This window comes from Thermococcus sp. 9N3 (assembly GCF_012027685.1).
GTDB lineage: Archaea > Methanobacteriota_B > Thermococci > Thermococcales > Thermococcaceae > Thermococcus > Thermococcus nautili.
On sequence record NZ_SNUV01000001.1, the window covers coordinates 169539 to 194194 of the forward strand.

General features: G+C 55.9%; 27 protein-coding genes and 1 pseudogene. 15 read left to right on the forward strand and 13 right to left on the reverse strand.

Features of this window, described 5'->3' with window-relative positions; all coding sequences use genetic code 11:
* Positions 1–161: 161 nt before the first annotated feature.
* Entirely contained in the window at positions 162–1007 is an 846-nt protein-coding gene (locus E3E30_RS00940; RefSeq protein ID WP_167728839.1) for a M55 family metallopeptidase, read from the reverse strand.
* Between the two features lie 148 nt (positions 1008–1155).
* Between E3E30_RS00940 and E3E30_RS00945 the strand changes: the two genes are divergently transcribed.
* Complete coding sequence (locus E3E30_RS00945) at positions 1156–1389, forward strand: hypothetical protein (protein ID WP_042690636.1); 234 nt, start codon at positions 1156–1158, stop codon at positions 1387–1389.
* A gap of 6 nt (positions 1390–1395) precedes the next feature.
* On the opposite strand, the gene E3E30_RS00950 is transcribed toward E3E30_RS00945, so the two are convergent.
* From E3E30_RS00950 to E3E30_RS00965, 4 genes are all read right to left on the reverse strand, one after another.
* Positions 1396–2586 carry a magnesium transporter gene (locus tag E3E30_RS00950; protein WP_167728140.1) on the reverse strand — a complete coding sequence of 397 codons (1191 nt, stop codon included), beginning with the start codon at positions 2584–2586 and terminating at the stop codon, positions 1396–1398.
* A gap of 154 nt (positions 2587–2740) precedes the next feature.
* Entirely contained in the window at positions 2741–3499 is a 759-nt protein-coding gene (locus E3E30_RS00955; protein ID WP_167728141.1) for a geranylgeranylglyceryl/heptaprenylglyceryl phosphate synthase, read from the reverse strand.
* Positions 3500–3653: 154 nt separating this feature from the next.
* The gene (locus tag E3E30_RS11285; RefSeq protein ID WP_240922490.1) at positions 3654–3743 is read right to left on the reverse strand and encodes an antitoxin family protein; all 90 of its coding nucleotides are present in this window, start codon (positions 3741–3743) and stop codon (positions 3654–3656) included.
* A gap of 1 nt (position 3744) precedes the next feature.
* On the reverse strand, positions 3745–4182 hold the full coding sequence (locus E3E30_RS00965; protein WP_167728142.1) for a DUF123 domain-containing protein: 438 nt from the start codon (positions 4180–4182) through the stop codon (positions 3745–3747).
* Positions 4183–4240: 58 nt separating this feature from the next.
* On the opposite strand from E3E30_RS00965, the gene E3E30_RS00970 reads away from it, so the two are divergent.
* Together E3E30_RS00970 and trmY are read left to right on the forward strand one after the other, a co-directional pair.
* On the forward strand, positions 4241–4624 hold the full coding sequence (locus E3E30_RS00970; protein ID WP_167728143.1) for a DUF2095 family protein: 384 nt from the start codon (positions 4241–4243) through the stop codon (positions 4622–4624).
* A gap of 1 nt (position 4625) precedes the next feature.
* Positions 4626–5230: pseudogene (gene trmY, locus E3E30_RS00975) on the forward strand (tRNA (pseudouridine(54)-N(1))-methyltransferase TrmY).
* On the opposite strand, the gene E3E30_RS00980 reads toward trmY, so the two are convergent.
* Positions 5214–5660, reverse strand: a complete 447-nt coding sequence (locus tag E3E30_RS00980) for a single- stranded DNA-binding family protein (RefSeq protein WP_042690618.1) — start codon at positions 5658–5660, stop codon at positions 5214–5216. The pseudogene trmY and the gene E3E30_RS00980 sit on opposite strands and share 17 nt — an antisense overlap.
* Before the next feature lie 57 nt (positions 5661–5717).
* On the opposite strand from E3E30_RS00980, the gene E3E30_RS00985 reads away from it, so the two are divergent.
* Positions 5718–6389: an adenylate kinase gene (locus E3E30_RS00985; protein ID WP_042690616.1), complete on the forward strand. Its 672-nt coding sequence runs from the start codon at positions 5718–5720 to the stop codon at positions 6387–6389.
* Here E3E30_RS00985 and E3E30_RS00990 read toward each other — a convergent pair.
* The gene (locus E3E30_RS00990; protein WP_167728144.1) at positions 6355–7098 is read right to left on the reverse strand and encodes a hypothetical protein; all 744 of its coding nucleotides are present in this window, start codon (positions 7096–7098) and stop codon (positions 6355–6357) included. The genes E3E30_RS00985 and E3E30_RS00990 overlap by 35 nt on opposite strands.
* Before the next feature lie 72 nt (positions 7099–7170).
* Between E3E30_RS00990 and E3E30_RS00995 the strand changes: the two genes are divergently transcribed.
* From E3E30_RS00995 to E3E30_RS01005, 3 genes are read left to right on the forward strand one after another with little or no spacing between them, the layout of a single operon-like run.
* Positions 7171–7452 carry a ubiquitin-like small modifier protein 1 gene (locus E3E30_RS00995; protein WP_167728840.1) on the forward strand — a complete coding sequence of 94 codons (282 nt, stop codon included), beginning with the start codon at positions 7171–7173 and terminating at the stop codon, positions 7450–7452.
* Positions 7452–7733: an MTH1187 family thiamine-binding protein gene (locus tag E3E30_RS01000; protein ID WP_167728145.1), complete on the forward strand. Its 282-nt coding sequence runs from the start codon at positions 7452–7454 to the stop codon at positions 7731–7733. Before E3E30_RS00995 ends, E3E30_RS01000 begins: the two co-directional genes overlap by 1 nt.
* Positions 7733–8422: a class I SAM-dependent methyltransferase gene (locus tag E3E30_RS01005; protein WP_167728146.1), complete on the forward strand. Its 690-nt coding sequence runs from the start codon at positions 7733–7735 to the stop codon at positions 8420–8422. Before E3E30_RS01000 ends, E3E30_RS01005 begins: the two co-directional genes overlap by 1 nt.
* Here E3E30_RS01005 and E3E30_RS01010 read toward each other — a convergent pair.
* Together E3E30_RS01010 and glmS are read right to left on the reverse strand one after the other, a co-directional pair.
* On the reverse strand, positions 8398–11298 hold the full coding sequence (locus E3E30_RS01010; RefSeq protein WP_240922494.1) for a peptide transporter: 2901 nt from the start codon (positions 11296–11298) through the stop codon (positions 8398–8400). The two genes, E3E30_RS01005 and E3E30_RS01010, sit on opposite strands and share 25 nt — an antisense overlap.
* A gap of 184 nt (positions 11299–11482) precedes the next feature.
* A complete protein-coding gene (gene glmS, locus E3E30_RS01015) occupies positions 11483–13291 on the reverse strand; it encodes a glutamine--fructose-6-phosphate transaminase (isomerizing) (protein ID WP_167728148.1) in 1809 nt (602 codons plus the stop codon).
* Between the two features lie 119 nt (positions 13292–13410).
* Between glmS and E3E30_RS01020 the strand changes: the two genes are divergently transcribed.
* Positions 13411–13605, forward strand: coding sequence for a PCNA-inhibitor (locus tag E3E30_RS01020; RefSeq protein WP_042690597.1), 195 nt, complete (start codon positions 13411–13413; stop codon positions 13603–13605).
* Here the strand turns inward: E3E30_RS01020 and E3E30_RS01025 are convergent.
* Entirely contained in the window at positions 13600–14748 is a 1149-nt protein-coding gene (locus E3E30_RS01025; RefSeq protein ID WP_167728149.1) for a class I SAM-dependent methyltransferase, read from the reverse strand. The genes E3E30_RS01020 and E3E30_RS01025 overlap by 6 nt on opposite strands.
* Before the next feature lie 60 nt (positions 14749–14808).
* Here E3E30_RS01025 and E3E30_RS01030 point away from each other — a divergent pair, with 60 nt between their 5' ends.
* Positions 14809–16224 (forward strand): dolichyl-phosphate-mannose--protein mannosyltransferase, encoded by a 1416-nt coding sequence (locus E3E30_RS01030; protein WP_167728150.1) that lies wholly within the window; start codon positions 14809–14811, stop codon positions 16222–16224.
* On the opposite strand, the gene rnhB is transcribed toward E3E30_RS01030, so the two are convergent.
* Genes rnhB through E3E30_RS01045 form a run of 3 tightly spaced genes read right to left on the reverse strand, consistent with a single transcriptional unit; the run spans position 16196 to position 18511 of the window.
* Positions 16196–16894, reverse strand: coding sequence for a ribonuclease HII (rnhB, locus tag E3E30_RS01035; protein WP_167728151.1), 699 nt, complete (start codon positions 16892–16894; stop codon positions 16196–16198). The genes E3E30_RS01030 and rnhB overlap by 29 nt on opposite strands.
* Before the next feature lie 4 nt (positions 16895–16898).
* A complete protein-coding gene (locus E3E30_RS01040) occupies positions 16899–17720 on the reverse strand; it encodes a metal ABC transporter permease (RefSeq protein WP_167728152.1) in 822 nt (273 codons plus the stop codon).
* On the reverse strand, positions 17717–18511 hold the full coding sequence (locus E3E30_RS01045) for a metal ABC transporter ATP-binding protein (RefSeq protein ID WP_167728153.1): 795 nt from the start codon (positions 18509–18511) through the stop codon (positions 17717–17719). Before E3E30_RS01045 ends, E3E30_RS01040 begins: the two co-directional genes overlap by 4 nt.
* Before the next feature lie 175 nt (positions 18512–18686).
* On the opposite strand from E3E30_RS01045, the gene eif1A reads away from it, so the two are divergent.
* Genes eif1A through E3E30_RS01075 form a run of 6 tightly spaced genes read left to right on the forward strand, consistent with a single transcriptional unit; the run spans position 18687 to position 24655 of the window.
* The gene (eif1A, locus tag E3E30_RS01050) at positions 18687–19049 is read left to right on the forward strand and encodes a translation initiation factor eIF-1A (RefSeq protein ID WP_167728841.1); all 363 of its coding nucleotides are present in this window, start codon (positions 18687–18689) and stop codon (positions 19047–19049) included.
* A gap of 17 nt (positions 19050–19066) precedes the next feature.
* Positions 19067–19843 carry a serine protein kinase RIO gene (locus E3E30_RS01055; RefSeq protein WP_167728842.1) on the forward strand — a complete coding sequence of 259 codons (777 nt, stop codon included), beginning with the start codon at positions 19067–19069 and terminating at the stop codon, positions 19841–19843.
* A gap of 4 nt (positions 19844–19847) precedes the next feature.
* Positions 19848–20552 (forward strand): KH domain-containing protein, encoded by a 705-nt coding sequence (locus E3E30_RS01060; protein ID WP_042690577.1) that lies wholly within the window; start codon positions 19848–19850, stop codon positions 20550–20552.
* A gap of 2 nt (positions 20553–20554) precedes the next feature.
* Positions 20555–22258 carry a DNA topoisomerase VI subunit B gene (gene top6B, locus E3E30_RS01065; RefSeq protein ID WP_167728843.1) on the forward strand — a complete coding sequence of 568 codons (1704 nt, stop codon included), beginning with the start codon at positions 20555–20557 and terminating at the stop codon, positions 22256–22258.
* The gene (locus E3E30_RS01070; RefSeq protein WP_167728154.1) at positions 22251–23405 is read left to right on the forward strand and encodes a DNA topoisomerase IV subunit A; all 1155 of its coding nucleotides are present in this window, start codon (positions 22251–22253) and stop codon (positions 23403–23405) included. Before top6B ends, E3E30_RS01070 begins: the two co-directional genes overlap by 8 nt.
* Positions 23402–24655, forward strand: coding sequence for a DUF530 family protein (locus E3E30_RS01075; RefSeq protein WP_167728155.1), 1254 nt, complete (start codon positions 23402–23404; stop codon positions 24653–24655). The genes E3E30_RS01070 and E3E30_RS01075 overlap by 4 nt, the downstream gene beginning before the upstream one ends.
* The last annotated feature ends 1 nt before the right edge of the window (position 24656 follow it).

Consider the following 24656-nt stretch of genomic DNA (forward strand, 5'->3'; position numbering starts at 1 on the left):
GTTAACTCTGAAATAAGGAGCTACCGACCTTGGTCAAACTTCGCGCAGGCGAAGTTTGTGGTTGTGCCCCCGGGGAGCGAAGGGGACTCACGGCTCGCCGAGGCGCTCATCCCCCGCGGTTTCCCGGGGGCGACTTAAGTTGAGGACTTCCTCTTAAATCGTTAGCGGTTCACTATCGAGCTGACCCCCGCGGCCGCAAGGACGAGAACTTCAAAGGTCTTGTAGGCCTTTTCAACGCTTTCCGCCTCGAAGCGGACGGTCTTTCCGTCGAGCCTCTCGACGAAGGGCAGTAGCTCGGCGACTTCCGCGTAGGCGCTGTTGAGGAAGCGGAGCTTGACCTCAACCGGCCTCTCGGTTTTCAGTGGCCTAACCTCACCGCGCTCGACGCGCCTGAAGACTTCAACGGTTCCTTCGCGGAGGAGCTTCTTTATCCCTTCCATTCCGGGGCTCACTGCCGAGTACCTACCAAGGCTCTCCTTCAGGGGAACACCGACCGCCCAGGGGAGGTGAGTCTTCACGTCCGTTTCTATCAGCGCTTTGTCTCCGGCGACCATCGCAACCGGAACGTTCCACTCGCCGAGCAGGTAGGCGTTCAAAAGGGTCTCGCTGACCTCGACGCCGTTTATCTCAAGCCTGTCAACGGTTGCACCGCTGTAGGTGTGGTCGAACGTAGCGTGGCCGGTTCCGGCCTTGGCGTGGTAGCCGAGGAAGATTGCGAAGTCCGAGCCCTTCGCCCCGGCGACCATGCTCAGCGGCCTCGGAAAGCCCCGGACGAGCCTGACGTAGTCCGGCGTTTCGTCCACGAGGATGTTAACCATCGGGCCGTGGCTGTCCGCTATGACGACCTCGTCAACCCCGAGCTCATGGTGGAGCGTCTCAGCGACGACCCTTACAACCTCGGTCGCTATCTTCCTCGCTTCCGCGTAGAGGGCGCCCTTTACGAAGAGGTTCTCCCTGCTGACGATATAGGGCAGCCCTTCAAGGTCGAGAGAAATGAAGGCCCTCATGGCAATCACCAGAGGAATGTAGAAGCGCTGAGATAAAAATCTAACGAAGTTCGATAACTGTCGGGAATATTTTTGACGAAGGCCGATAATCCCCGCTCATGAAAAAGGTTTTATAGGACTTCTTTCAAAGAATAAAACGGTGATGGGTATGCAAATCCTCGAAGTTAACATGAGGCTCCCCTACAAGGAAAGGGGGAGCATTCTTGGTCGTCTTCTCTCAAAGGTCGGTGGCAGGATTAAGGACATACACTTCCTTCCGCCCGACGCGACAGGTATGTCCGAAGTCAGAATGGAGCTCGTTGGCGATAGGAAACTCATTCAGGAGCTCAGAAAAATTGTGAAGGACGGGAAGCTTTCCTTTAAGGTGCTCTCCGAGGCCTGACTTTTTTCATATTGCACTCAGCGCCACCCAGACGAGGAACATCGTTCCTATGACGTCGCTGAGAGTTGTAACGACCGGAATCGCCACGTTGTCCGGGTCCCAGTTGTACTTGTCTGCCAGTATTGCCACGACGAGTCCGATGAGCATCGCCACGAGTATTATCGCCGGGAAGCCGAGCACGAAGTTCCAGAGGATTCTCGCGGGCCTGTGGATGTAGTGAACCACCACCCACGTCGAGATAAGGTTCGTCAGGTAGCCGATTATCGGCGCGAGGATTAGGAGCGAGAGGAAATCGTAGAGCGTTTCTCTGCTCTTGACTGCCTCAACGCCCTCGAGGTGAATCTTGGTTGAGACCTTCGCCGCTATTATCGAGCCGAAGTTGCCCATACTGTCGTTCACGCTCGGCCACATGACGCTGACGATGATTACCGCGTTGATTATTTTCTCATAGGTTACGAGCAGGCCTCCGGTTACGGTCTCTATGAGCGCCATCGCGCCGATTATCGCCGCCAGCTCTCCGAAGGCGCGCCTGTGCTCCCCCTTAAACCTGGCTTTTAGTGCCAAGAGCACGAGCAGGGCGAGCATTGTGAAGGACAGCGCGTAGAACGCCCGCTCGTGGTGGAGGTAGAGGAGCGCGAAGTAGACCATCGCCGGCATCGTTATCAGGTCCGCTATTGAGCTTATGAGCGGTGCCGCGATTAAATCTGGGTCGTAGCCTTTCTTGAAGGGGATTATCGTAATCAGGGCGGTTCCATAGCCAAGGATGACCCCGATGAATATCGCCGACGCGACAACCATGAGCAGGACTATGACGTCCTGAACAAAGTTATGGACGAGGAACAGGCCGACAACCCAGAGCACGATGAGGGGAATTTTACTGCTGAGGATTGCCATGACTATCTGAGTGGTCACCTCCGGGTCACGAACGCTATCGATGAGACCGAGGTTGAGCTTGGTCGTGAAGCGGGACGCGAGGGCCGAGAAGATGTTGCCCCTCAAATCCATGAGGCCGGGCATTATGAAGACCAGAATCGGGAAGTAGCTCATTACCGTGCCCCAGTTCTTACCGAGAACAGCACCGCCGACGAAGTCAAATATCAGGCACAGGAACAGGGCCGGAAACGACAGCAGAAACGCGTCCCTGAGCTTGCCCCTGAACGTCCTTGAAGTCCCCACTGCACTCCTTACCACCGTCATCGTCCTCACCTCTCGCCGCCATAACAGTACCACCTCCGGAGACCTTCTTAGAACCCCGCGGGCTGTCTGGGTGGGAAGTAAAAAGGGTTGTGGTTCAACCGTCAAAAGGACTGAGAAAAAAGCGGAAGCCAAAACGTGAACCCCTGGAAGGCCGTTATCCCTTTATCCCCGCATTCAGCTCCTCAAGCTTTTCCCTTGCTTTCTCGATTGAGCCGGCTTTTTCTATCGCCGTTCCGGTAACGATGATGTCTGCCCCGGCTTCAACTGCCCTCCTCGCCTGCTCCCCGGTCCTTATGCCACCGCCGACGATGAGGGGAACGTCTATGACCTTCCTAACGAGGGCAATCATCTCCGGCGGAACCGGTTGCGGCGCGCCGCTACCCGCCTCGAGGTAAACAAGGCGCATGCCGAGGTACTGGCCGGCCAAAGCGTAAGCGGCGGCAATCTTCGGCTTGTGCCTCGGTATCGGCTTCGCATCCCCAACCCAGCCGACCGTTTCACCGGGCTCGACTATCAGGTAAGCCATCGGAATCGGTTCTATTCCGTAGCGCTTGACGGTGAAGGCTCCCAAAGCTTGAGAGCCGGTTATGAAGAAGGGGTTCCTCGAGTTGAGGAGGCTCATGAAGAATATCGCGTCGGCGTACCTGCTTATCCCGCCGTGCGAGCCGGGAAAGAGGATTACCGGCAGACTGGATGATTCCTTTATCGCCTTAACGACGCTGTCGAGAACGTCTCCCTCGGCCCCGGTCGAGCCTCCAACCATTATTGCGTCAACGCCAATGCTTTCGCTCATCTCAGCTATCTTTCCGGCGGTTTCCGGTGAAACGTCGTCCGGGTCGAGAAGAACGAAGTGGAGCTTCTCCTTCTTCAGTTTCTCGTGAATGTAGCGCTCGACTTTGCCTATTTCGAGCATGTTCACACCTCCTGAGGTTAACCACTCCCCACCATGAACGCTACGAAATCAGAACTTTTTCGTCCCCTGACATCTTCGAGCACTTCCTCGACGTTTGCATCAACGGGAATTCCCTTAATCTCCTCAAGTAAGTCCCATATCGTCTCGCCGACGATTACCTTGACCTTCGCCCCCCCTTTGGGAGGTTTACCTTTCTCAGGGGCCTGAAAGTCTCGCCGTCGTAGACGGCCTCGATGACTGTCATATTACCACCGTATTTTTCCTATGTCGTCTTCGCTTTTAACGATTTTCCAGCCCAGTCCGAGCTTATCGAGGATTCTCGTTAGGACTTCGTCCGGCTCGTCCTCAAAGCGGTAGAGGTTCGTGCTCACCCTGACGTCGCCGGCCCCGAAGCCCAGAACCGGCTCTCCAAACTTGGAAACCTCGCGCGAGAGTTTTTCCTCGAGCTTCACCTCGCTCGGGATGAGGTAGGCCCGCAGGAGCTCGGCCTCCTTGAGGAGGTAGTCAATGTGCCAGTGCAACCTTTTCTCCCGCCGGAAGTGCCTCGCGACGCGCTTTTCAAGGGAGTTCATGGCCGAGCCGACGTAAACGTAGTAACCCGGTTTGAGCTCGAAGGATTTCCCCTTCGTGCGAATCCTCTCCCCTTCCTCGAGCCTTATGACGAGGAAGTACGAGCCCTTCATGCTCTCCCCTTCGGGGTGGGGTTTATAAGCCCACTGCCGTAACCCAATCGGTGTGCCTATGGACGGCAAGAAGAAGAAACCGGTTGATGACTTCGCGTGGCAGGAGTACGATAAGGAGGAGTTTGAGAAGCGCTTCCCGGCCCTCGCGAAGGAGCTCGAGGAAGGTGGGGTTCCGATAGAGGCCTTCAGGGCCGACGAGGAGGAAGGGGAGCAGGAGGCCGAGCCGAGGAGCTTTGCCGGCTACGAGCCGACGGTCATAGACTTCCTCAGGAGATGCGAGACCGACGATGAAGCTTTGGAGATAATCAACTGGATGGAGAGCAGGGGCGAGATAACGCCCGAGATTGCGAAAGAACTGAGGATAACGCTCGCCAAGAAGGGAGTAAGGGCCTTCGGGCCGAAGAAGGAGTGGGGCTGGTACGAGAGGCACGGGAGGGGGTGAGTTGAGAACCTTCATAATCAAGGCCAGCAAGGCTAAAACGAGCCCCGACTTCAAGCTGAGCGATTTACCCGGCACGAGCGGGAGGGTAGACGTCCTCTGCAGATTTTTGAACTCCGCTTTTCTGCTCTCGCACGGCTTCCGGAAAAATGTCCGCGTCTGGCTCCTCCTCTACGGCCCGCCGAACCCGCCGAAGGCCATACGCTTTGATGGGCCGAAGCTTAAGGTTCGCCTCAATCCCGACGAGAGGAGCACGGCGAAGCTGATAATGAAAGCCCTCAAGGCCGGTGAAGGGCTGAAGGAGCCCGGGAAGGAGGTTGAGGTTTACCCTGGCCTCTACGTGAGCAACAGGACCTTTGAAGACGTTATCCGGCTGACGCTCAAGAACTCAAGGCTCTACTACCTTCACGAGGAGGGAAAGCCGATAGAGGGGTTTCCTTCGGGGGGAACGTCGCCTTTGTCCTCGGCGACCACGAGGGACTGAGCCGGGAGGACGAGGCATTCTTAGAGGGAATAGCGGAAAAGGTGAGCGTCGGGAAAAAGAGTTACCTTGCTTCGCACGTCGTTGCCTACGTCAACATCTTCCTCGACTCTATACCTCTTCCCTGAGCTTGAGCGAGGTGTGCTCCTGCTTGAGCTCCTCAATCCTCTCGATTAGCTCGTCGCTGAGCTTCTTGAGGTTGAGGGCGACCTCTTCGATGGCCTTAATCTTCTCCTCCAGTTCTCTCTCGCGCTCCTCCACTTCCTCCATCGCCTTCGCGAGCCTCTCTTCCTCGCCTTTCCTGTAGACCTCAATCCTGAGCGAGTCGTAGTCCCAGACTATCGAGCCGTCCTTGATTCGGAACTCGACGGTAATCCTCACAACGTCCTCCTTCGAGACGTTAAGCCTCTGGAACTCCTCAAAAATCCTCTGGTTGAGCTCGGCCGAGGCACGTATGATTTCCTTCGGCTCGACCTTCTTTCTGGCGAGAGCGAACAGAACGCGCCTTACCTTGTGGGCGTAACCGCTCGCGCGGACGTAACCGGTGCTCAGCTTCACGGCCACCACCAAAAGTTTATTCAACTCGTGTGCATAAATGTTTAATGGTGGTGCGCGGTGAACATTCTGATTTTCGGCCCTCCCGGAAGCGGAAAGAGCACGCACTCCCACAGGATAGTGGAGCGCTACGGTCTGACGTACATTTCTTCGGGCGACCTGATAAGGCGCGAAATAGAGCGCGGAACGCCGATTGGAAAGGAGATGGAAGCCTACCTGAGCAGAGGTGAACTGATTCCGGACACGATTGTGAACACGCTCATAATCTCCAAGCTGAGGCGTCAGAGGGAGAACTTCATCCTCGACGGCTATCCGAGGACGCCCGAGCAGGTCTTAGCCTTGGAGAGCTACCTATACGACCACGGGATAAGGCTTGACCTGGCCCTTGAGATTTTCATAGACCTTGAAACCAGCGTCGAGCGAATAAGCGGGAGGAGAATCTGTCCGAACTGTGGCGCGGTTTACCACGTTAAATACAACCCACCCAAAAAGCCCGGAATCTGCGACGTCTGCGGCTCGGAGCTGATTCAGAGGCGGGATGACAGGCGTGAGGTTGTCGAGCGGAGGTACAGAATCTACACGAAGAACATGGAGCCGATAATAAAGTTCTACCGCAACAAGGGGATATACGTGAGGGTTGACGGTGACGGAAGCGTTGAGGAGGTCTGGAAGAGGATTCAGCCGTTGCTCGACTACATCAGGGCGAGGGAGACTTACCTAAAGCTTCCATGAGCTTTCTGAGTTCCTCGTCCTGCGTTAGCATCTCTATTTCCTTCTCTATATCCTTTGCGCGCTTCATGACCTGGGCGATGTTCCTGTCGCTCGGGTCGAGAACCTTGACCTGAACCTCAAGGTCTTCGGGCAGGAGCGCCTTTGCGTAGTTTCTGGCCTTGGCCTCAACGGCGTCCCTAAGGGTATCCTTCTCGGCCTCGCTCATTTTCTTGGTGAGCCTGAGGACGATGGAGACAACTTTTGGAGAAACGAGGTCCGTTGTTACGGTTAGGGATGAGAGGGGCACTCCCCAGTCCTTCAGGGTTATCATTAAACCCCTCCCGAGCCTGCGAAGGGAATCCTCCAGTTCGGGCGGTCCGCTGACCACGAGCTTGACTTCGGTTTTTTCGGTTCCCCTCGGCACGTTTTCCCTGACCTTAAGGAACTCGAGGGCAAACGCAACCCCGTAGAGCTTTCCAAAGGATGAGTTGGCTTCCTGAATGAGCTTCTCAACGATTCCCTGGATAACGGTTTCCATGTCCACTATCCCGGCGAGGCTATGCTGGACAACCTCCACCTCGAAGCTCAAGAAGAGAACCCTTCCCTCGTGCCTGATTTTAGCATCAATTCTCTCAACGCTTGCACCGAGTGGTTCAACTGCCTCAACTATCCTCGATGCAAACAGCTTATCAACGATTGAGTAATATTCTCCGGGCTCTACGTTCAGCACTTTCTCGCCACCTTAAAATAGTAAGTGGAAATCGCTTTAAGGGTTTCCATCCATTAACCTTAGGTGTGTCTAATGAGGGTGAGGTTCTACGCTACGTTTCGCGAGCTCATTGGAAAGAAGGAGATTGAGGTTCATGGTGTGAGGACCGTGAGGGAGCTCATAGACTACCTTGCCGAACACTACAGCCCCGAGATTAAAAAGGAGCTCCTTGAGAGTCCGCGCGTTGGGCCGAACAAGCCGGTAGACGGCATGATTCTCGTGAACGGCCACAACGTTCTCCACCTGAAGGGTCTCGACACCGAACTCAAGGACGATGACGAGGTGCACATCTTCCCGCCGGCGGGTGGTGGCTGATGGCAGTTGCTGAGCTCTGCATCTTTCCCCTCGGAACGGGAAGTCCGAGCGTCGGCGAGTACCTTAAACCCGTTATCAAAGTAATCGAGGAGAGTGGCCTAAAATACCAGCTCTGCCCGATGGGGACGGTCGTTGAGGGTTCGATAGACGAAATCCTTGAGCTGGTGAAGAAGTGCCACGAGGCGATTTTGAAGGCTGGAGCGAAGCGCGTGGTTATAAGCCTGAGGATAGACGATAGAACCGACAAGGAGCTGACAATCGAGGGCAAGGTGAAGCTCTGATGGAGTACTTTGATAAGATAGCCCACCGCTACGACGACTGGTACAGGACGAAGACCGGCCGGTACGTTGACAGAACCGAGAAGTGGCTCGTCTTCTCGATGCTCAGGACGAAATCAGGCAAAGCCCTTGACCTCGGTTGCGGAACGGGCAACTACACGCTCGAGCTCAAAAGGCGGGGCTTCGACGTAATCGGCCTCGACGCGAGCGAGGGAATGCTCAGAATAGCGCGCTCGAAGGGCCTTAACTGCATCAAGGGCAACGCCTACTCGCTTCCCTTTCCCGATGAGAGCTTTGACCTCGTTCTCAGCGTCACGATGTTCGAGTTCATTCACGAGCCGGAGAGGGTTTTAAGGGAAATCCACCGCGTTTTGAAGCCTGGCGGGGAAGTCCTGATAGGAACTATGAACGGGCGGAGCCTCTGGTTCCTGTTCAAGCGTTTCAAAAGCCTCTTTGTCGAGACTGCATATCGCTACGCGCGCTTCTACACGCCAAAGGAACTTGAGAACCTCCTAGAAAACGCCGGCTTCGAGAACGTCGAGAGCGCCGGGGTGATATTCTTTCCCTCGTTCTGGCCGTTCCTTGGCCTCGCGGAGAAAGTGGATAAAAAGTGTTACAAAAAATGCAAAAGCTTTGGAGCCTTCATAGCTGTTAGAGGGGAGAAGGCTCAGCTCCCCTCCCAGAGGACGTAGGTCTTCTCCGCGATGAATATCGGCTCAATCCTCTTGCTGACGATGACGACCTTGTCGCCGTACTTCTTCTTGAGCTCGTTTATGTAGCTATCAATGAAGTCCGCGGGAACGCTGGCCTTTCCGGTGATTACGTTGTCGCCCTTCTTGACGCTCGGGATGGTCTTCACCGGGATGTAGCCCACGATGTCCATGTGCGGTTCGAGGTAGAAGTCCGGCTTGTAGATGTCCGGCCCGTTGGGGGCTATGTAGTAGTAGACGACGCCCCTGAGGGTGAACTCAACGTTGGTGTAGTTCCTGTCGAAGGCCTCGGTGAGCTTAATCGTTCCGCTCTGGCCTGGGGCAATGACCCAGCTCGGGTTTCCAAGCTTTCCGTCAACGTAGACCGGGCCGTTTGTCACTCCAACTGGCCCGTCCTGGATGAGGAGGAAGCGGTACTTGGTGGCGTTGGGCACGTAGAGGTGAACCTCAACCGGCGTCTCGTTGAGGTGGTTGACGTAGACGTTCTCCGCAACCACTTTCCTCTCGATGAGCTTGGTTCCGTTGTAGGCCTCGAAGATTATGGTACCGTTCTTGACGTCCCTTCCAAAGGCCGAAATCCAGAGTCTGAGCGTCTGGTTGCCAAGCGGGAGCTTTCCACCGGCCATGGTGCTGTAAAACGGCTTCCAGGTTCCGTTCTGGAGGAAGTCCATCCGGTATATCGCGAAGGGGGTAAACTCGTAGACCCTGACGCTCGGGTCGTAGATTCCCTGCCTCTTGAGGTAGCCGTTGTAGCCGGTGTAGACGAGCTTGAAGTTGGCGAAGAGCTTCTGGGCGTCCCACTCGTTAATCGAGTACGGGAGGTGAAGGGCGAGCCTCACGTAGTTGCTGAAGGCTATCTTCTCGTAGGCGAGGATTCCAACGGGGTAAACCTGGTTGTTGGAGGTCTTGTAAGGAACGACGTAAAGCACGTAGGGCGAGGCGCTTCCGTTGGCCTTGTAGAAGTGCCCGTTGACGAGGTCAATGGTCATCTTGGGCTTTATGTACTGGTTGTTGCCGAGGTTGACGTAGACGGTGTTGTTCTGGATGAGGATGTTCTGGGCTGGGACGTAGCCGAACATTCCAAAGCTCTCGCCGTGAGTTATCGCACCTCCAAGGTAGGCAATGGCGCCGAACTTGCCGAAGTCGCTCTGACCGTCGAAGGGGTCGAGGAAGGTTATGACGTACTTGTCCTCCCAGGCCTCAAGGTCGACCTCGCCCTTCGCGTCGTAGTGCGAGAAGAACTTCGCTATTATGTACCTCCTGTCGTAGCCGTGACCACCGTCGCTGACGGCCCTCCGGTGGCTGAGCAGGCTCGACTCCTCCCAGTAGCCGTAGTCCCACCAGCTGAGGACGGTCGCGTAGGGGTCACTGTTGTTTCTGAGCCAGAGAAGGGCGTCGGTCCACGCCTCGGGAACGCTACCGGACATTTCGGGGTTTATGGTGCGGTAGCTTTTCATCATGAGCTTCTGGTTGGTGTAGGAATAGTCGGCGCTTATGTATGGCATCGGGAAGAGAATCAGCACCAGGAAGAGCGCGTAGAGGGCTTTCGTTGTGGTCGTGTCCTTCATGTTCTCCACGAAGATGAAGGCCTCACCGAGGGCTATGCCCGCGAGGAGTATGACCGCGCCAGAGGCCTGGAAAGAGAACCTGACGGCCTGCTGGAAGAGGTAGAGGACGCCGAAGTAGTAGAATATCGGCATGAAGTCCTTGTAGAGCTCGTAGCTCCCTTCCTTAACGTGTCTGTAGAACCTCCATATGAGAACAGCAAGTCCCGCGACGGAGAGGAGGAATATTATGCTGTCGCCCTTAACGACGATACCGTTCCTGTAAACGGGTTTGAGGCTGAAGGTCTTGATGACCTGGCTCCAGCTGAGACCCTGGAGCTCAGCAACAGTTTGGTAGAGCGGGGTTGAGCGCGTCGCCGCTTTGAGGAAGTTGAAGAGGTCCTTTCCGAAGTAAGCGTATATCGCAAGGAATCCCGCTATCGAGACGCCGATAACGGTTCCGAGCCTGTGCGCCAGGTCGGAGTAGTTGAGGCCTACCCTCTCGCCGTAGAGCATGACCACGGCAAGGGCCACCATCGCGAGGAGAACCTCAAGGGAGAAGATTAGGAAGCTCTTTATTCCAACGAACCCAACGTGGGCCCCGATGAGTCCGAGGACTATCGAGACGCCGAGTATCGGGTAGTACTCGAAGACGAAGCGCCTGAGCTCTTTTATCTTTCCGAATGCGAAGAACACGACCGGGACTATTGCACCGGTTGCGAGGAAAATCATGACGCCGAGCGGACTGCCGGTCCAGACTCCCATGTAAATCGGGCTGAGTATGAGGAACGCCACCGCGCCGGCTATCTTCTTCCAGTTCCAGTCCTTTTCGTCGAGGTAAACGAGCAGGAAGTAGAACGCGAAGAGGAAGAACATCATGAAGGGTCCTTCACCACGGTTGTTTCCGGAGTAGGTCTTTGTTATCGCCCCGTAGAAGCCCATCATTAAGCCTGCTCCCCAGAAGCCGGCCCAGTTCGAGTGGAGCTTCCTGCCGACGAGGAAGACGGCTATGACTATCATCGCGCCGACGAACGGTGGCCAGACCTTGAAGGCCTGGAGCTCGCTCCAGCCAAAGAGGGCGTGGGTTATCTTGTAGAAGAGCGCCTGCATCGTGTAGAGCGCCAGGTAACCGCTGGCCTTTATGCCCATCGGGGGCTCGGCGTAGGCGTAATACTTGGGAATCCACTCGTGGATTGCCAGTTTGTACATCTCGAAGTGGAAGAAGGTGTCCGGGTCGAGGAACGTCTTGTAGCTCGACGTGACTGCCCTTATCTTGTAGCCAACGTACGCGAAGAGGAGCACTATAATCGGCAACCCGTACTCTCTGAAGTAGAAATAGGCTTGGGCATACTTATGGGAAGTTGTAGGATGAGGCTTTTGTTGTTTCCCTTTGGTTGCTTTGGTTCTTTTAAATCCCCAGATAGCACCAATAATAAATCCAAAAATTGCCAAAACTCTCAGGATTGCGTCCACGTCCATTTTTATCACCTCTTGTTTTTTATTCAACCGTAACTGACTTGGCCAGGTTCCTCGGCTTGTCGGGGTCGTTGCCCCTCAGCACGGCAAGGTGATAAGCCAGAAGCTGGAGCGGGACGATGTAGGGAATCGGAGTCAGGATTTCATCAAGGTCTGGCATTTCAATGAACGCATCCGAGACCTCGCGCAACCTTTCGGAGGAGCCAAGGGCTATTATGTGCGCCCCCCTCGCCTTTGCTTCCTCTATGTTGCCCAGCATCTTGTCGAAGGTCCTCCCTTTCGGCGCTATCGCCACGACCGGGACTCCGTCCTCAATCAACGCCAACGGCCCGTGCTTGAGCTCGCCGGCACTCAATCCCTCGGCGTGGATGTAGCTTATCTCCTTGAGCTTTAGGGCACCTTCAAGGGCTGTCGGAACGCCTATTCCCCTGCCTATGTAGAAGAAGTTCTCCCTGTCCTTCAGACCCTCTGCGAGCTCCCTGAGCGGTTCGTTCAGGTTCAAGATATCCTCGATGAGGTCTGGGATTCCCCTCAAGCCTTCCTCAAGTTCTTTGAGATATTCCTCATCGGCCGTTCCGAGGGTTCTGGCCAGTTCGATGGCGAGCATCGTGAGAACCGCGAGCTGTGTCGTGTAGGTCTTCGTCGCCGCGACGCCTATTTCCGGCCCTGCGTGGGTGTAGAGCGTTAAATCGGCTATCCTCGTCGCCATGCTGCCGACCACGTTGACTATGGCTAAAACCTTCGCCCCCCTCCTCTTCGCGAGCTTCATAGCGGCAAGCGTGTCCGCTGTCTCACCGCTCTGGGTTATCGCTATGACGAGGGAGTTCTCGTCAATTAAATCCTCGAACTCGTAGCGGAACTCGCTGGCGTCTTCGACGATTGGAACCTTCTTCGCCAGCCTCTGGAGGAGGTATTTGCCGACGAGGCCGGCGTGATAGGAGGTTCCCATCGCTACGATGAAGATTTTCTCGTAATCCGCTATCTCCCTTGCGACATCTCCGATTACCTTCGCGTTCCCGTGAATGGCATCCCTCAGAACCCTCGGCTGTTCAAATATCTCCTTGAGCATGAAGTGCTCGAAGCCGGCTTTCTCGGCCATCTCAAGCGTCCAGTCTATCGTCTTGACCTCCTTCTCGACTTCCTCGCCGGTTTCGAGCCTCTTCACGACCCACGAGTCCTTCGTAACGACCGCATACTCCATGTCGTCGAGGAAGACGACCCTGTTTGTGTATTCGAGAAAAGCCGGGACGTCGCTCGCCGCGAAGTTCTCGCCCTCGCCGATTCCGAGCACGAGGGGGCTCTCGTTCCTGACGAAGTAGAGTCTGTCCGGTTCCTCCGTGTAGACGATTCCGAGGGCAAAGGAACCCTTAAGCTTAAGGAGAGCTTTCCGGAGGGCTTCCTCAAAGTTCTCGTTCGATTTCAGCTCCTCCTCTATCAAATGGGCTATAACCTCCGTGTCCGTGTCGCTCTCAAAGGTGTGACCCTTCTCAACCAGCTCCTTCTTCAGCTCCGCGAAGTTCTCGATTATACCGTTGTGAACGAGCGCTATCTTCCCCGTGCAGTCCTTTTGGGGGTGAGCGTTAATATCGTTCGGAACGCCGTGCGTCGCCCAGCGGGTGTGCCCGACACCGCGCTTTCCGGGCATATCGAGAAGCTTTAACCTCTCCGTGACCTCGTCAACGCTTCCAACTCCCTTCTTGATGTACAGCTTCCCGTTTTCCTCAGTTACAACGCCAACAGAATCGTAACCGCGGTATTCGAGCCTTTTGAGGCCCTTGACGATTACTTCACAGGCTTTTCTGTCACCGATGTAGCCTATGATTCCACACATGGCAACCACCCGCCCTTACTCTCTCCCCTGATAAACCCCGGAAGTTAAAAGCTTTCCTAAGAAGGTTGAACCAGGGAAAAGCCTTTATACAACGGCTTCAATCTTCGGTGGGTGGGCGGATGAACAGGAAGCTTGACGAGTTCATCGGGGACGTGAAGCCCAGGATAAAATCCGATGAGAAGCCCAGAAGGAAGAAAAAACGACTGAAGTCAACGAACCTCGACTCTTTTCTCCCTGAGGAATACGTTAACTATTTCAAAGGGCTGAGAATAGGCTCGAAGAAGATTAGGAACGCGAGGATAGAGGAGCTATAGCGCCTCGGCTATGACCGCTTTCTCCCCGACCTTGAAGACGAAGGCCCGCCTATCACCCTTCAGGCCGGCCTCTATCTTCCGCCTTATCCGCCAGTACTCCTCCTGCGGGACGCTCATCTTCAGCGTCGCCCTTCCAAAGCCCTCTCTCCTCAGGAGGTCGTTAATCCTGACCGGATGGAACGGCAGAACCGCGACGACTGAATACGTCCTCTTGAGGTAGGGACTCTTAATCGGCTCGTCGCCCGTAGCCAGAACGCGCCTCTTCTCGCGAAGGAGCATCTTTGCGTTCCCGTTGAGAATGTGGAAGAGCTCATTGAGTAAATCCGCGTAATCAACGGCCTGCGGAATCTCGTAGAGGTACTGGCCGGGCTTTTCAGTCCACTCGACGACCTTCTCAAGGTTCGGGTCGCTCTCAAGTCTGACTCCCGCCGGAAGGATTACGGCGCTCCTCTCGGCTTTCGCGAGAGGTTCGGTGTAGAAGGTCAGCCTGTTGAGGTGGCCGTGCAAATCAACGTACTCGAACTCGCCCTTCCATGGAACCCTCTCGCGCCTCATCTGGGGGGGCAAGTCGAATATGAACGCGTCTGTTTTGGCTTTGTAGGCGTTGTAGATTTCCAGCGGGCTTGGGAGCAAATCCTCAAGCCTCCTCTCGGGCATTTCCGGGGGCCGGGCCGGGTCCGAGAATATTACCTCTGCGTCTATTTTCTCCACGGTCTCCGGGGCCAGAGAGTCGGCGTTGATGAACTCTATCTCGACGCCGTACTTCTCGGCATTCCTCCTCGCGAACTCTATCTTGAGCGGGTCTATGTCTATCCCGTAGGCCTTCTCAACCTTCATCGCGTAGAAGATGAGCTGGATTCCGATTCCGCAGGAGACGTCGGCGATGCTCCGGACTCCGAACTCTTTCAGGCGCTCGGCGCGATATTTAGCAACCACCTCGTGGGTGGCGTAGCGGAGGCCTTCAAGGTCCATCCACAGGTCGTCGCGCGAGAACTTGTCTTTAGCCTTAATCCTCGCCCTCGCTATCTCCGCTATCAGCTCCCAATTCTTGCCGAGCCTCGCGCGGAGCTTCTTCTCGTCGAAACCGCGCTTTATGAGCTCCATTGCCTCCCTGACTTTTTCCTCGGTGATTTCCGCCAACATGTTCTCGCCTAAGGGGAGAGGCTTAAAAACGTTGCCCGCTTAGTTCCAGCGGTGTTAATAATGGACTGGAAGAGGGCCGCTTTTGCGCTCATCGTTGCCCTAACGATGGTCGGTACCGTGTGGTTCGCCTATCACTTCGCTTCTCAGCCAGGCCTCAACGACTACATCGGCGACGAGGTCTGGTACGTGCCCGCGAGCAGAAACGTCCTTCACCTTCTCGGAGTCAACGTTACCTACGAGTTCAACGGCACCTACGGTGTCAACGTCATCTTCGCAAACGAGAGCGACAAGTTCAAGTACCTGAGCACGGCCGATGCCATCGCGGCCTTCAGCGGTGTGAGGCTTAGAATCGAGTACTACAACTTTCCCGGTGTCTACTACGAGATTCCCAAGGAGGAGTATCGAGATTTCCTTGAAAAGCTCTCGACCCAACTGCCCGATGGGAGCTACTACATCGTTCCAGGCTTCAGGTATCCTGACAAAGAGAACATACAGAACTATCTCAACACGGAGCACCCCTTCCTCGGAAAGGACTTCATAATGCTGAGCATGGTTCTGCTCGGGGACAGGCCAATCAGCTGGCGCCTCCCGGGTATAATTGAGTTCGCCCTCATAGAGCTCCTCGTAGTTCTCGCCGCTTACAGGATAAGCAAAAGCTACCTCGCCTCACTCATAGCGCTCGCCTTCGTGGTTGCAGACCCGACGCTTCAGGCAACCTCTGTCGCGGCAATGCTCGACATCCATGTGGCGTTTTTCGTCGCGCTGTTCGTCCTCGCCCTGGCCTACGAAATGGAGCTCGGCTCTTCAATATCCTTGGGCCTCGCCGGGGCAACGAAGCTCAGCGGTGCCTTCGGCTGGCCGGTCCTCCTGTGGAGGGCGCTCAAGAGGGAAAAGTCCTTCGTAAGGTTCTTCTCAATCGTCGTGGTAATTCCTGGCATCGTTTTCCTGCTCCCGGAGCTCCCCATAATAAAGGCGATAGGCTTCATTCCCTGGCTTAGGGAGTTCCTTGGAAGCTTCAGATGGCACCTCAGCTACAAGGGTCCGAACCCGAACACCTCGCCCTTCTGGCAGTGGTTCGTCAACTACAGGGCCTTTCCCTTCCACTTCAACCCCAACGTCTTCGCGAGCACCGACCCGGTTCTTCTGCTCGGCATGGTAGTTCTAATCTTCGCGATGCCCTGGCTTCACAGGAGAAAGCCGGGAATCCTTGCGCCCTTCATGGTCTTCTGGAGCACCATCGGCCTCTTCGCCCTTCAGTATGTCCTCGGCGGGAAGACGCAGTTCAGCTTCTACGCAACAGTCCTCGTTCCGCCGGCTTCGGTCGTCATGGGCGTCGCGCTGAACGAGCTCCTCAGGTGGGAGGCCTTCAGGAGCTCCTTGGACTTCTACTGGGAGAAGCTGAAGGGATTCAAGGACTGGGCCTTCCAAAAGCTTGGCTCCGAGAAATCTATCTCCTCAGAAAGTCCTCAAGACTGAGCTGGCCTTTCTTTGATTTTTTGGTTTCCATCTCAGCCCTGAGCCTCTCTTCAATCTTCTTCAGCGTCTTCCACCCCCTCCGCACAATCGGCGGGAAGGCACCGTGCTCCCTGTAGTAATTTTCAAGAAACGCCCTCGTCCTCGGGTCGCTCGGATAGCCGCTCCCGATTTCGCCGTATTCTGCCTTCAGCTTCTCGATTTCCCTGTCGCGGGTTACTTTTGCGACGATTGAAGCGGCGGAAACCACCGGAAAGAGCGCGTCGGCGCGGTGTTTAGCAACAACCTCTGCATTAAACCCCAGCCTCTCCTTCAGCTCCCTCCCAAAGCGCTCCTCGTCAACGTCGGCGGCATCGGCATAAATCACGTCGGGCTTAACCTTCAGGGAGTTCAGGGCTTTCGCGAAGTTCTCGACCTCGAACTCGTTGAGCGTTCCCTCGCGGGAGCTTATTTCCTCCGGCGAGAGGACCAGAACGACGTAATCGTCCGCAAGGCTTAGAATCTCGTCGAAAAGCTTTTCGCGCCTCTTTGGCGTCAGCTTCTTCGAGTCCTTAACTCCGAGCTCCTCAAGCCCCGGCAGGTTCTCCTCGTCAACGACTATAGCCGTGATGACCATCGGGCCTATCACCGGCCCCCTGCCAGCCTCGTCGATGCCCGCTATCTTCCGCCCCAAGGTTTCACCTCCGGAAGAGGAGCGCGCCGTAGATTAGGCCCAGCATTATGGTCGCTATACCGCTCGGCGGGATTGCCGTGAAGTAAGCCAAAACCACCGACGAGAGCTGGACGGCGAGGGTTAAAAGCAGGCTCACCGCGAGGACCTTTCTCAAATCCGAGCTCACCATCAGCGCTATCGCGCCGGGCAGGACGGCAACGACCTGGAGGGTTATCAGGCCGACGGTCTGGACGATTAAAGCGCCAATCGCCCCCACGAGGACGTAGAGAATCATGAGGTAGGCCCTCGCGTTTCCGCCGTAGCTCTCAAGTCCCTCCGGGTCGAAGCTGAGGTAGAGGAAGTCGCGGTAGAGGAAGAGGAGGACGAAGAAGATGAGCGCACCGCCGAGGATGAGAACGGCCAGGTCTTGGAGCGTTATGAGAAAGATGTCGCCGGTCAGGTAGGACACGATGTTCTCGGTAAGCGGGAAATACGGCCTGCTCGCCATAACCTTGTAAAGGATTCCGAAGCCGAGAACGGTAAGTCCGGCAACGAAGCTCGCCACTATTCCAACCGCTGAATCCGGGGTGAAGCCGAGCTTTTCGAGCTGGGCTATGATTAGGACGATTGCTATCGTGACTATGAGCGCCACGAGGGTTACGAGGGCGTAGCTGTTGAAGAGGAGCGCGAGAATCATCCCGAGGACGGCTCCGAAGAGGAGGGCGTGAAAGAGCGCGTGGGTGAGGAAAGCCAGGCCTTTGGTGTTTATCAGCGGACTCAGCAGGCCGAGGAGGACGCTGACCATTATGCTCGCGAGGATAGCCCTCAGTATGAACTCAGGAATCACAGGCCACCACCCCTGTCCCTGTGAATGTGGAAGTCGCCGGTTATGCAGTAGAGCTTTCCGCCGACAGGGATTACCTTCGCCAGCGGGCCGTAGACGGACTTGATGACTCCATCTGTGAGGACTTCCTCCGGTCTTCCAAAGGCTATCAGCCTCTTGTTAATCAGCATCACGAGGTCGCCTATCTCAAGGAGCGGGTTTATGTCGTGGGTCGTTATTATCATCGTGACGTTCTTCTCGGATTTTATCTTGCTGAGGACGTTCGTGACCTCGGCACGCGCGCTGGGGTCCAATGCCGAGAGTGGCTCGTCGAGGAGGAGAAGCTTGGGGTCGCTCATTAAAGCCCTCGCGAGCAGAACCCTCTGCTTTTGTCCCCCAGAAAGCTCGCGGAAGAGCCTGTCCTTGACGTGCCCGAGGCCGACAAAGGTTAGAACCTCCTCCGCCTTTCTTAGAATTTCCTCTGAAATCTTGAAGTGGACGAAGCCCCTCCTGTAGAGCCCGCCCATCGCGACAACTTCGAGGGCCGTTAAGGGAACGCGCTCGTTGAGGGAACTGCTCTGGGGGACGTAGCCTATCAGGTGCCTCGCGTCGCAGGGATTCCTTCCGAAGACGAGGAGCTTTCCCCTGTACTCGCGGTGGAAGCAGGCTATCGTCTTGAGGAGCGTCGTTTTTCCCGCACCGTTCGGGCCAAGGAGGAGCAGGGTTTTACCCTCGTCTAACCTGAACGTCACGTCGCTCAAAGCAGGTTTGCCCTCGTAGAGTATCGTCAGGTTTTCGGCTTCCACCGCGGTCATATCAATCCCACTCCAAGTATTTCGGTCCGTTTTTAAACTTTAATGTTCCTATGGTGGACAAGTCTGGGTAATCCCGTTGCAAAAATTTTAAAAGTTTGGGACTAAAGGCCACTTGGAGAATTTTTGCAGGGGTAAGCTTATAAGGGCTCACGCAGAGCGGTTGGGGGTGATGCTCATGGCGTACAAGGGTGGAAAAGGTAAAAAGAACAGGCAGGTGGAGGGTGACGAGGTTATTCGCGTTCCCCTCCCGGACAGGAGCCAGGGACAGCTCTTCGGAGTCATAGAGCAGGCCCTCGGCGCCGGATGGATGGACGTCCGCTGCGAGGACGGCAAGATAAGGAGATGCAGGATTCCGGGCAAGCTCAGGAGAAGGATGTGGATGCGCGTTGGCGACGTCGTCATCGTCCAGCCCTGGCCCGTTCAGACCGACGAGCGCGGGGACATAGTTTACCGCTACACGAGAACCCAGGTGGACTGGCTCCTCAGGAAGGGCAAGATAAGCCAGGACTTCCTCTCCGGTGCGGAGATGTTGTTCTGAGCCCGTGAGTGGTGGCGATGCGCGAGGAAGCCATTGAGCGGGAAGTCGAGGAGATACTGGGCCTCAGGGATAAAAGAGAGAAGGACAGCGAGCTCTACAAGATAGCCAACGAGGTCTTTGACAGGACGACGAAAGAAACCTTAGCCTACCTCCACCGGCGCGGTAAAATTGAGGAGCTCTACGGTGTAATAAGCACCGGCAAAGAGGCCAATGTCTTCGCGGGAGTTGATGCCGAGGGCAACAGGATAGCGGTGAAGATTTACAGAACTTACACCACCGAGTTCAGGAGGATATGGGAGTACTTAGCCGCTGACCCCCGCATCGGCTACCTGCCGAAGGACATGCGGAAGCTCGTCTTCGTCTGGACTCGGAGGGAGTTTAAGAACCTCCAGAGGGCGATAAAGTACGCGGTTCGCGTTCCTGAACCGGTAATCTTCCGCAACAACGTCCTGGTAATGGAGTTCATTGGCGATGAGATGCCAGCTCCAAGGCTGAAGGACGTTGAGAGGGAACTTGAGAGGAGCGACTTTGAGGAGCTCTACGATTACCTAATCGGCGTCATCGAGAGGCTCTGGAAGCGCGGTGACATGGTTCACGGCGATTTGAGCGAGTACAACGTCCTGCTCTGGGACGGGCCGGTGGTCATAGACTGGTCGCAGGCCACCGTCAGGAGAAACCGCATGAGCGTCGAGCTTTTAAAGCGCGACCTGAGGAACGTTACAAGCTACTTCGCGAGGAGGGGAGTTGAGGTTGAGGACTACGAGGTGAAGCTCCGCGAGCTGATTGAGAGGTGAGAGCATGGACGAGTTTGAGAGACTCCTGAAGAAGTACGAGCGCGTTGATAAGGACGGAAAACCGATTGAAGAGCCCGAGTTCGGCGAGATTGACTACGTGGCCGAGGGCGAGCAGGAAGAGTTTGTGAGGATTCCAAAGGAGAGGATAGCGGTCCTCATAGGCAAGAAGGGCAAGACCAAGAAGGAAATCGAGGAGCGCACCGGAACCAAGATAGAGGTCGACAGCGAGACGGGAGAAGTTTTCATCACCGCCACGAAGAAGACCAAGGACCCCCTTGCCGTCTGGAAGGCGAGGGACGTGGTTTTGGCCATAGGCAGGGGTTTCTCCCCCGAGAGGGCCTTCAGGCTCTTCAACGAGGGTGAAATCCTCGAGGTTGTCAACCTCACCGACATCGTGGTTGGGAACGAGAAGAACGCCCTGCCGAGGGTCAGGGGTAGAATCATCGGGCGGAAGGGAAGGACGAGGGAGATTATTGAGGAGATGAGTGGCGCTGACGTTAGCGTTTACGGAAAGACCGTCGCGATTATCGGCAACCCGATTCAGGTAGAGGTGGCAAGAACGGCTATAGAAAAGCTCGCCAAGGGCTCGCCCCACGGCGTCGTTTACCGCTACCTCGAAAGGCGCAAGAAGGATTTGGAGCTCGAGAGCTCCGCCTACTACGAGGCCCTTGAGGGCGGGCCCGAGCTTGAGGATTGGGAGGAGGAATGACGATGGCCGAGGCGAGTCAGCTCTTTAAGGAGTTCAAAATCCAGAGCGTCAGCGAGTTCTTCAGGCGAAACGCGGCAATGCTCGGCTACACTGGAAAAGTCCGCTCGCTTACAACGCTCGTCCACGAGGCGGTGACGAACTCGCTCGACGCCTGTGAAGAAGCTGGAATTCCGCCCTACATAAGGGTCGAGATTGAGGAACTCGGAAGGGAGCACTACAAGGTTGTCGTTGAGGACAACGGCCCGGGAATCCCGGAAAAGTACATAACCCACGTATTTGGAAAGATGTTAGCTGGAACGAAGGCCCACAGGAACATACAGAGCAGGGGCCAGCAGGGTATCGGTATAAGCGGTGCGGTGATGTTCGCCCAGATTACGAGCGGTAAGGCGACCCGCGTGATTACTTCAACGGGAGACGAGATAATAGAGGCCTGGGTGAAGATAGACGTTGACAGAAACGAGGGTAAAATCGTCAAAAAGGAGAAGCACCCGAACCCGGACGGCTGGCATGGAACTAGGATAGAGCTCGAGGTGAAGAACGTTAAATACATCCGCTCGAAGCAGGGCGTTTACTGGTACCTCAAGCTCACCGCGATAGCCAATCCACACGCCCACATCGAGCTCATCGAGCCCGACGGAAGGCTAATCGTCTTCCCGCGCTCGAGCGACGAGATTCCGGAACCGCCGGTTGAGATGAAGCCCCACCCGAAGGGCGTCCTGACGGACGACGTTTACAGGATGGCCAAGAAGACGAAGAGAACAACGGTGAGGCGCTTCCTCGTCGGCGAGTTCTCGAGGATAAGCGACAAGAAGGTTGACGAGCTCGTCGAGTACATAGCGGCATTGAGGCTCATCAAGACCGTCGAGGACAAGAAGGTTCAGGAACAGCTCTACGAGAGGCTCATGAAGGGCGAGGTTAAAGCCGTTCTCCGCTCCTTCAAGGGCTACACCAAGGTCGTCAAGCAGGTCGCGAAGATGATGGAGAAGCCGCCTGAAAAGCTCACCTGGCACGAGGCTGAAGAGATAGTCGAGGCCTTCAAGTACATGAAGTTCCTCGCTCCGCCGACGCACGGCCTCAGACCCATAGGCGAGGAGAACATTGAGAAGGGTTTGAAGGGAATCCTCAAGCCGGAGTTCGTGACGGCGGTAACCAGGCCCCCGAAGGTCTACTCGGGCGGAATCCCCTTCCAGGTCGAGGTCGGTCTTGCCTACGGCGGTGAGATACCGAGCGGTTTTGAGCTCCTCCGCTACGCGAACCGCGTTCCGCTCCTATTCGACGCCGGCTCGTGTGTGACCACTCAGGCAGCCCGTTCGATAGACTGGAAGCGCTACCGCGTTGACGACCTCGACAGAACCCCGCTCGTGCTCATGATTAACGTCGTTTCAGTCCACGTCCCCTACACCGGAACCGGAAAGCAGAGCATAGCCAACGACGAGGACATCTACAACGAGATTCGCTTGGCCATAATGGACGCGGCGAGACGGCTGCAGACTTACCTCAGTGGAAAGCACAGGCGCCTCTACCAGGTCAAGAGGAAGAAGACCTTCGAAAAGTACGTGCCCGAGATAGCGAGGGCTTTAAGCATACTGACCGGCGAGCCGGAGGAGAAGATTAGGGAGTACTTCCTCAACTTCATTGAGAGCCACTTTGCCTCGAAGGAGGCCGTTTCAGAGGGTGCCGCCCCGGAGGTGAGCGAGAATGCCTAAAGCAATAAAGCGCGAGAGGCCCAAGGAGAAGTTCTCCTACGACCCCAAGAAGGTCCTGAGCAAGCTCGAAGAGTACGGGAGGAGCGTCCTTGAGGCTATTAAGTCGGGTAAGAACCCCTACTTCGACATACCGACGCGCGGACTCAACAACGTCTACTTCGACGAGAAGAGCAGGCTAATCAAGATGGGCGACAAGCTCTCAAGGCGTTACTTCCTCAACGTGGCTCACGCAAGAAAGTTCATGCAAACCTTACTCATAATGGCCTACGTGAAGAGGCTCGTCGCCGAGGGCAAGCACGCGAGCCTTCGTGAAGCCTACTACGCCAACAAGCACACGATTCCTGGAACAAAGGAGAACACCTTCGAGGACCAGCGCGAGAGCGACCCCATCATAGAAGACCTTGAGAGAATGCTTGGTGTCCTGCGTGAGGAGATGCACATCACAGCGGACAGGCGCGGTTACATCTACGGCGACATAGTGATTCGCGACGGCGAGGACGAGTTCAACGCGAGCAAGCTCGGAAGCGGTGGTTGGGCCGTCCCGGGAACGGTCGAGCACATTCAGTTCCCGGAGATAAACGTTGACTACGCCCTCGTTGTCGAGACCGCCGCTATGGCCGACCGTCTCATCGAGGAAAAGTTCCCGAAGAAGGAGAAGGCCCTAATCATAGCGACCCAGGGACAGGCCTCGCGTGGCGTCAGGCGTCTAATCCACAGGCTCCACTACGAGGAAGGCCTGCCAATCATCGTTTTCACCGACGGCGACCCCTACGGTTGGTACATCTACTCCACCATAAAGCAGGGCTCGATAAACCTCGCTTACCTCAGCGACAAGCTGGCAACGCCCGAGGCGAGGTTCGTGGGCATGACGATGGACGACATAAAGCGCTATGGTTTAGAGAACGTCACCGAGAAGCTCAAGGGGATTCCTCCCAACAAGAAAGGTGGCCCGACGGGCGACTACAAGCGCATTTTGGAGGAGATGGAGTACCCCTGGTTCCAGAACAAGGAGTGGCAGAGACAGCTCAAGATGGCCCTCAAGTGGGGCGTCAGGATTGAACAGCAGGCTCTGGCTAATAAGTCCCTCGAGTTCGTCGCCAAGGAGTATTTGCCAGAAAAGATAAACAACGGTGATTTGCTGCCATGACGACGACTGAAGAGCTCGTCGCCCAGGTCAACAAGATACTCGACGACATCGGGATAGACCTGGGCGAGCTCTTCGAGGACTTCGAGCCCGCTAAGTTAGCCTACACCCTCCAGCGCAACGTTTCCCTTTTGGACGACCTCCAGGACGAGCTTGAGAGGCGCGTTGGGGAAACGGCTCCGTCCGTCCGCTTCATGGACAAGAAGAACAAGGACCCCCACCTCCAGTGGATTTACAGGAAGAAGCACAACAGGGCTTTGGCCCTTGAGAGGCTCCGTTCGGCTATAACTGCCCACAAGATGGCCTTAGCTCTGCTCTCGGCCAACTACACCTTCAAGCTCGGCAGGAAGGAGATTCCGGTAGATGCCATAACGAAGGAGAACTTTGAGAAGGTCAGGGCCGTTGAGAAGCCCGTGAAGCTCGGCAGGCTTGAAGTTCTTCCACACCTCGCCTACTCCGGCGACGTGCTCAGACTCTTAGCCAGGGAGAGCATTGAGGTCAGGGAAACCTTCAAGTTCATCAAGGGCAAGCTCCGCGAGAAGGGAACCGTCAGGACGAAGAGCATAAGGATTGAGGTTGAGTACTTCGAGAACAACAGGCTGAAGAAGGCCCGCCTCGACCTTCCGGCCGATGCCGACATCGAGATGGAGCTCAGGAAACGCTTCGGAAGAAGGTTCCGCTGGCGCGTTCTGACGTTCGTGAAGACGAGGGGGGTTCTCATAAACAACCACTACACCGTTGACAACCTCGCCTTGGCCTACGCCTCCCTCGACCCCGAGAACGGCGCCGAAAAGCTCGGCCTGGACATCTTCCGCTACTACTTCCTCACCTCTTCCACGGAGCGCGAGACCCTGGGCATATTCCCTGGAATAAAGCTCTGCGTCGACTGCCACTACTCAATCCTCGATTTGCCCTTCCGGCACGAGAAGGACTTCAAGACCGGGCAGGGGAGCATCTACGTCATAAGGAAGTGCGAGATGGAGGAACAGCTGACCGGGAAGAGGAAGGACATAACAACGATTCCCAACTACCTCCTCGGTGGGGTTCTGCTATACGGCATGAGCCCCTACGACGAGGGAAAAGTCGCGGAGCTCCTTGGAATTGACGAGGCCGAGCTGGAGGAGGCCATAAAGAAGTTCGTGATTTCCGGCCTGCACAAGGTTCTGTTCAGCGAGAGCGAGCTGAAGAAGTTCGAGAAGTTCATGCCGAAGAGCGACAAGGCCAAGCGCTTCCTCGACCTCCTGCAGGGGTGAG

Excerpts from the sequence above, each read along its gene's own strand:
- E3E30_RS00940 (WP_167728839.1), bottom strand. The coding sequence starts at position 1,007 with ATGAGGGCCTTCATTTCTCTCGACCTTGAAGGGCTGCCCTATATCGTC.
- E3E30_RS00945 (WP_042690636.1), top strand. The coding sequence starts at position 1,156 with ATGCAAATCCTCGAAGTTAACATGAGGCTCCCCTACAAGGAAAGGGGG.
- E3E30_RS00950 (WP_167728140.1), bottom strand. The coding sequence starts at position 2,586 with ATGACGGTGGTAAGGAGTGCAGTGGGGACTTCAAGGACGTTCAGGGGC.
- E3E30_RS00955 (WP_167728141.1), bottom strand. The coding sequence starts at position 3,499 with ATGCTCGAAATAGGCAAAGTCGAGCGCTACATTCACGAGAAACTGAAG.
- E3E30_RS11285 (WP_240922490.1), bottom strand. The coding sequence starts at position 3,743 with ATGACAGTCATCGAGGCCGTCTACGACGGCGAGACTTTCAGGCCCCTG.
- E3E30_RS00965 (WP_167728142.1), bottom strand. The coding sequence starts at position 4,182 with ATGAAGGGCTCGTACTTCCTCGTCATAAGGCTCGAGGAAGGGGAGAGG.
- E3E30_RS00970 (WP_167728143.1), top strand. The coding sequence starts at position 4,241 with ATGGACGGCAAGAAGAAGAAACCGGTTGATGACTTCGCGTGGCAGGAG.
- E3E30_RS00995 (WP_167728840.1), top strand. The coding sequence starts at position 7,171 with ATGAGGGTGAGGTTCTACGCTACGTTTCGCGAGCTCATTGGAAAGAAG.
- E3E30_RS01000 (WP_167728145.1), top strand. The coding sequence starts at position 7,452 with ATGGCAGTTGCTGAGCTCTGCATCTTTCCCCTCGGAACGGGAAGTCCG.
- E3E30_RS01005 (WP_167728146.1), top strand. The coding sequence starts at position 7,733 with ATGGAGTACTTTGATAAGATAGCCCACCGCTACGACGACTGGTACAGG.
- glmS (WP_167728148.1), bottom strand. The coding sequence starts at position 13,291 with ATGTGTGGAATCATAGGCTACATCGGTGACAGAAAAGCCTGTGAAGTA.
- E3E30_RS01020 (WP_042690597.1), top strand. The coding sequence starts at position 13,411 with ATGAACAGGAAGCTTGACGAGTTCATCGGGGACGTGAAGCCCAGGATA.
- E3E30_RS01025 (WP_167728149.1), bottom strand. The coding sequence starts at position 14,748 with ATGTTGGCGGAAATCACCGAGGAAAAAGTCAGGGAGGCAATGGAGCTC.
- E3E30_RS01030 (WP_167728150.1), top strand. The coding sequence starts at position 14,809 with ATGGACTGGAAGAGGGCCGCTTTTGCGCTCATCGTTGCCCTAACGATG.
- E3E30_RS01045 (WP_167728153.1), bottom strand. The coding sequence starts at position 18,511 with ATGACCGCGGTGGAAGCCGAAAACCTGACGATACTCTACGAGGGCAAA.
- eif1A (WP_167728841.1), top strand. The coding sequence starts at position 18,687 with ATGGCGTACAAGGGTGGAAAAGGTAAAAAGAACAGGCAGGTGGAGGGT.
- E3E30_RS01055 (WP_167728842.1), top strand. The coding sequence starts at position 19,067 with ATGCGCGAGGAAGCCATTGAGCGGGAAGTCGAGGAGATACTGGGCCTC.
- E3E30_RS01060 (WP_042690577.1), top strand. The coding sequence starts at position 19,848 with ATGGACGAGTTTGAGAGACTCCTGAAGAAGTACGAGCGCGTTGATAAG.
- top6B (WP_167728843.1), top strand. The coding sequence starts at position 20,555 with ATGGCCGAGGCGAGTCAGCTCTTTAAGGAGTTCAAAATCCAGAGCGTC.
- E3E30_RS01070 (WP_167728154.1), top strand. The coding sequence starts at position 22,251 with ATGCCTAAAGCAATAAAGCGCGAGAGGCCCAAGGAGAAGTTCTCCTAC.
- E3E30_RS01075 (WP_167728155.1), top strand. The coding sequence starts at position 23,402 with ATGACGACGACTGAAGAGCTCGTCGCCCAGGTCAACAAGATACTCGAC.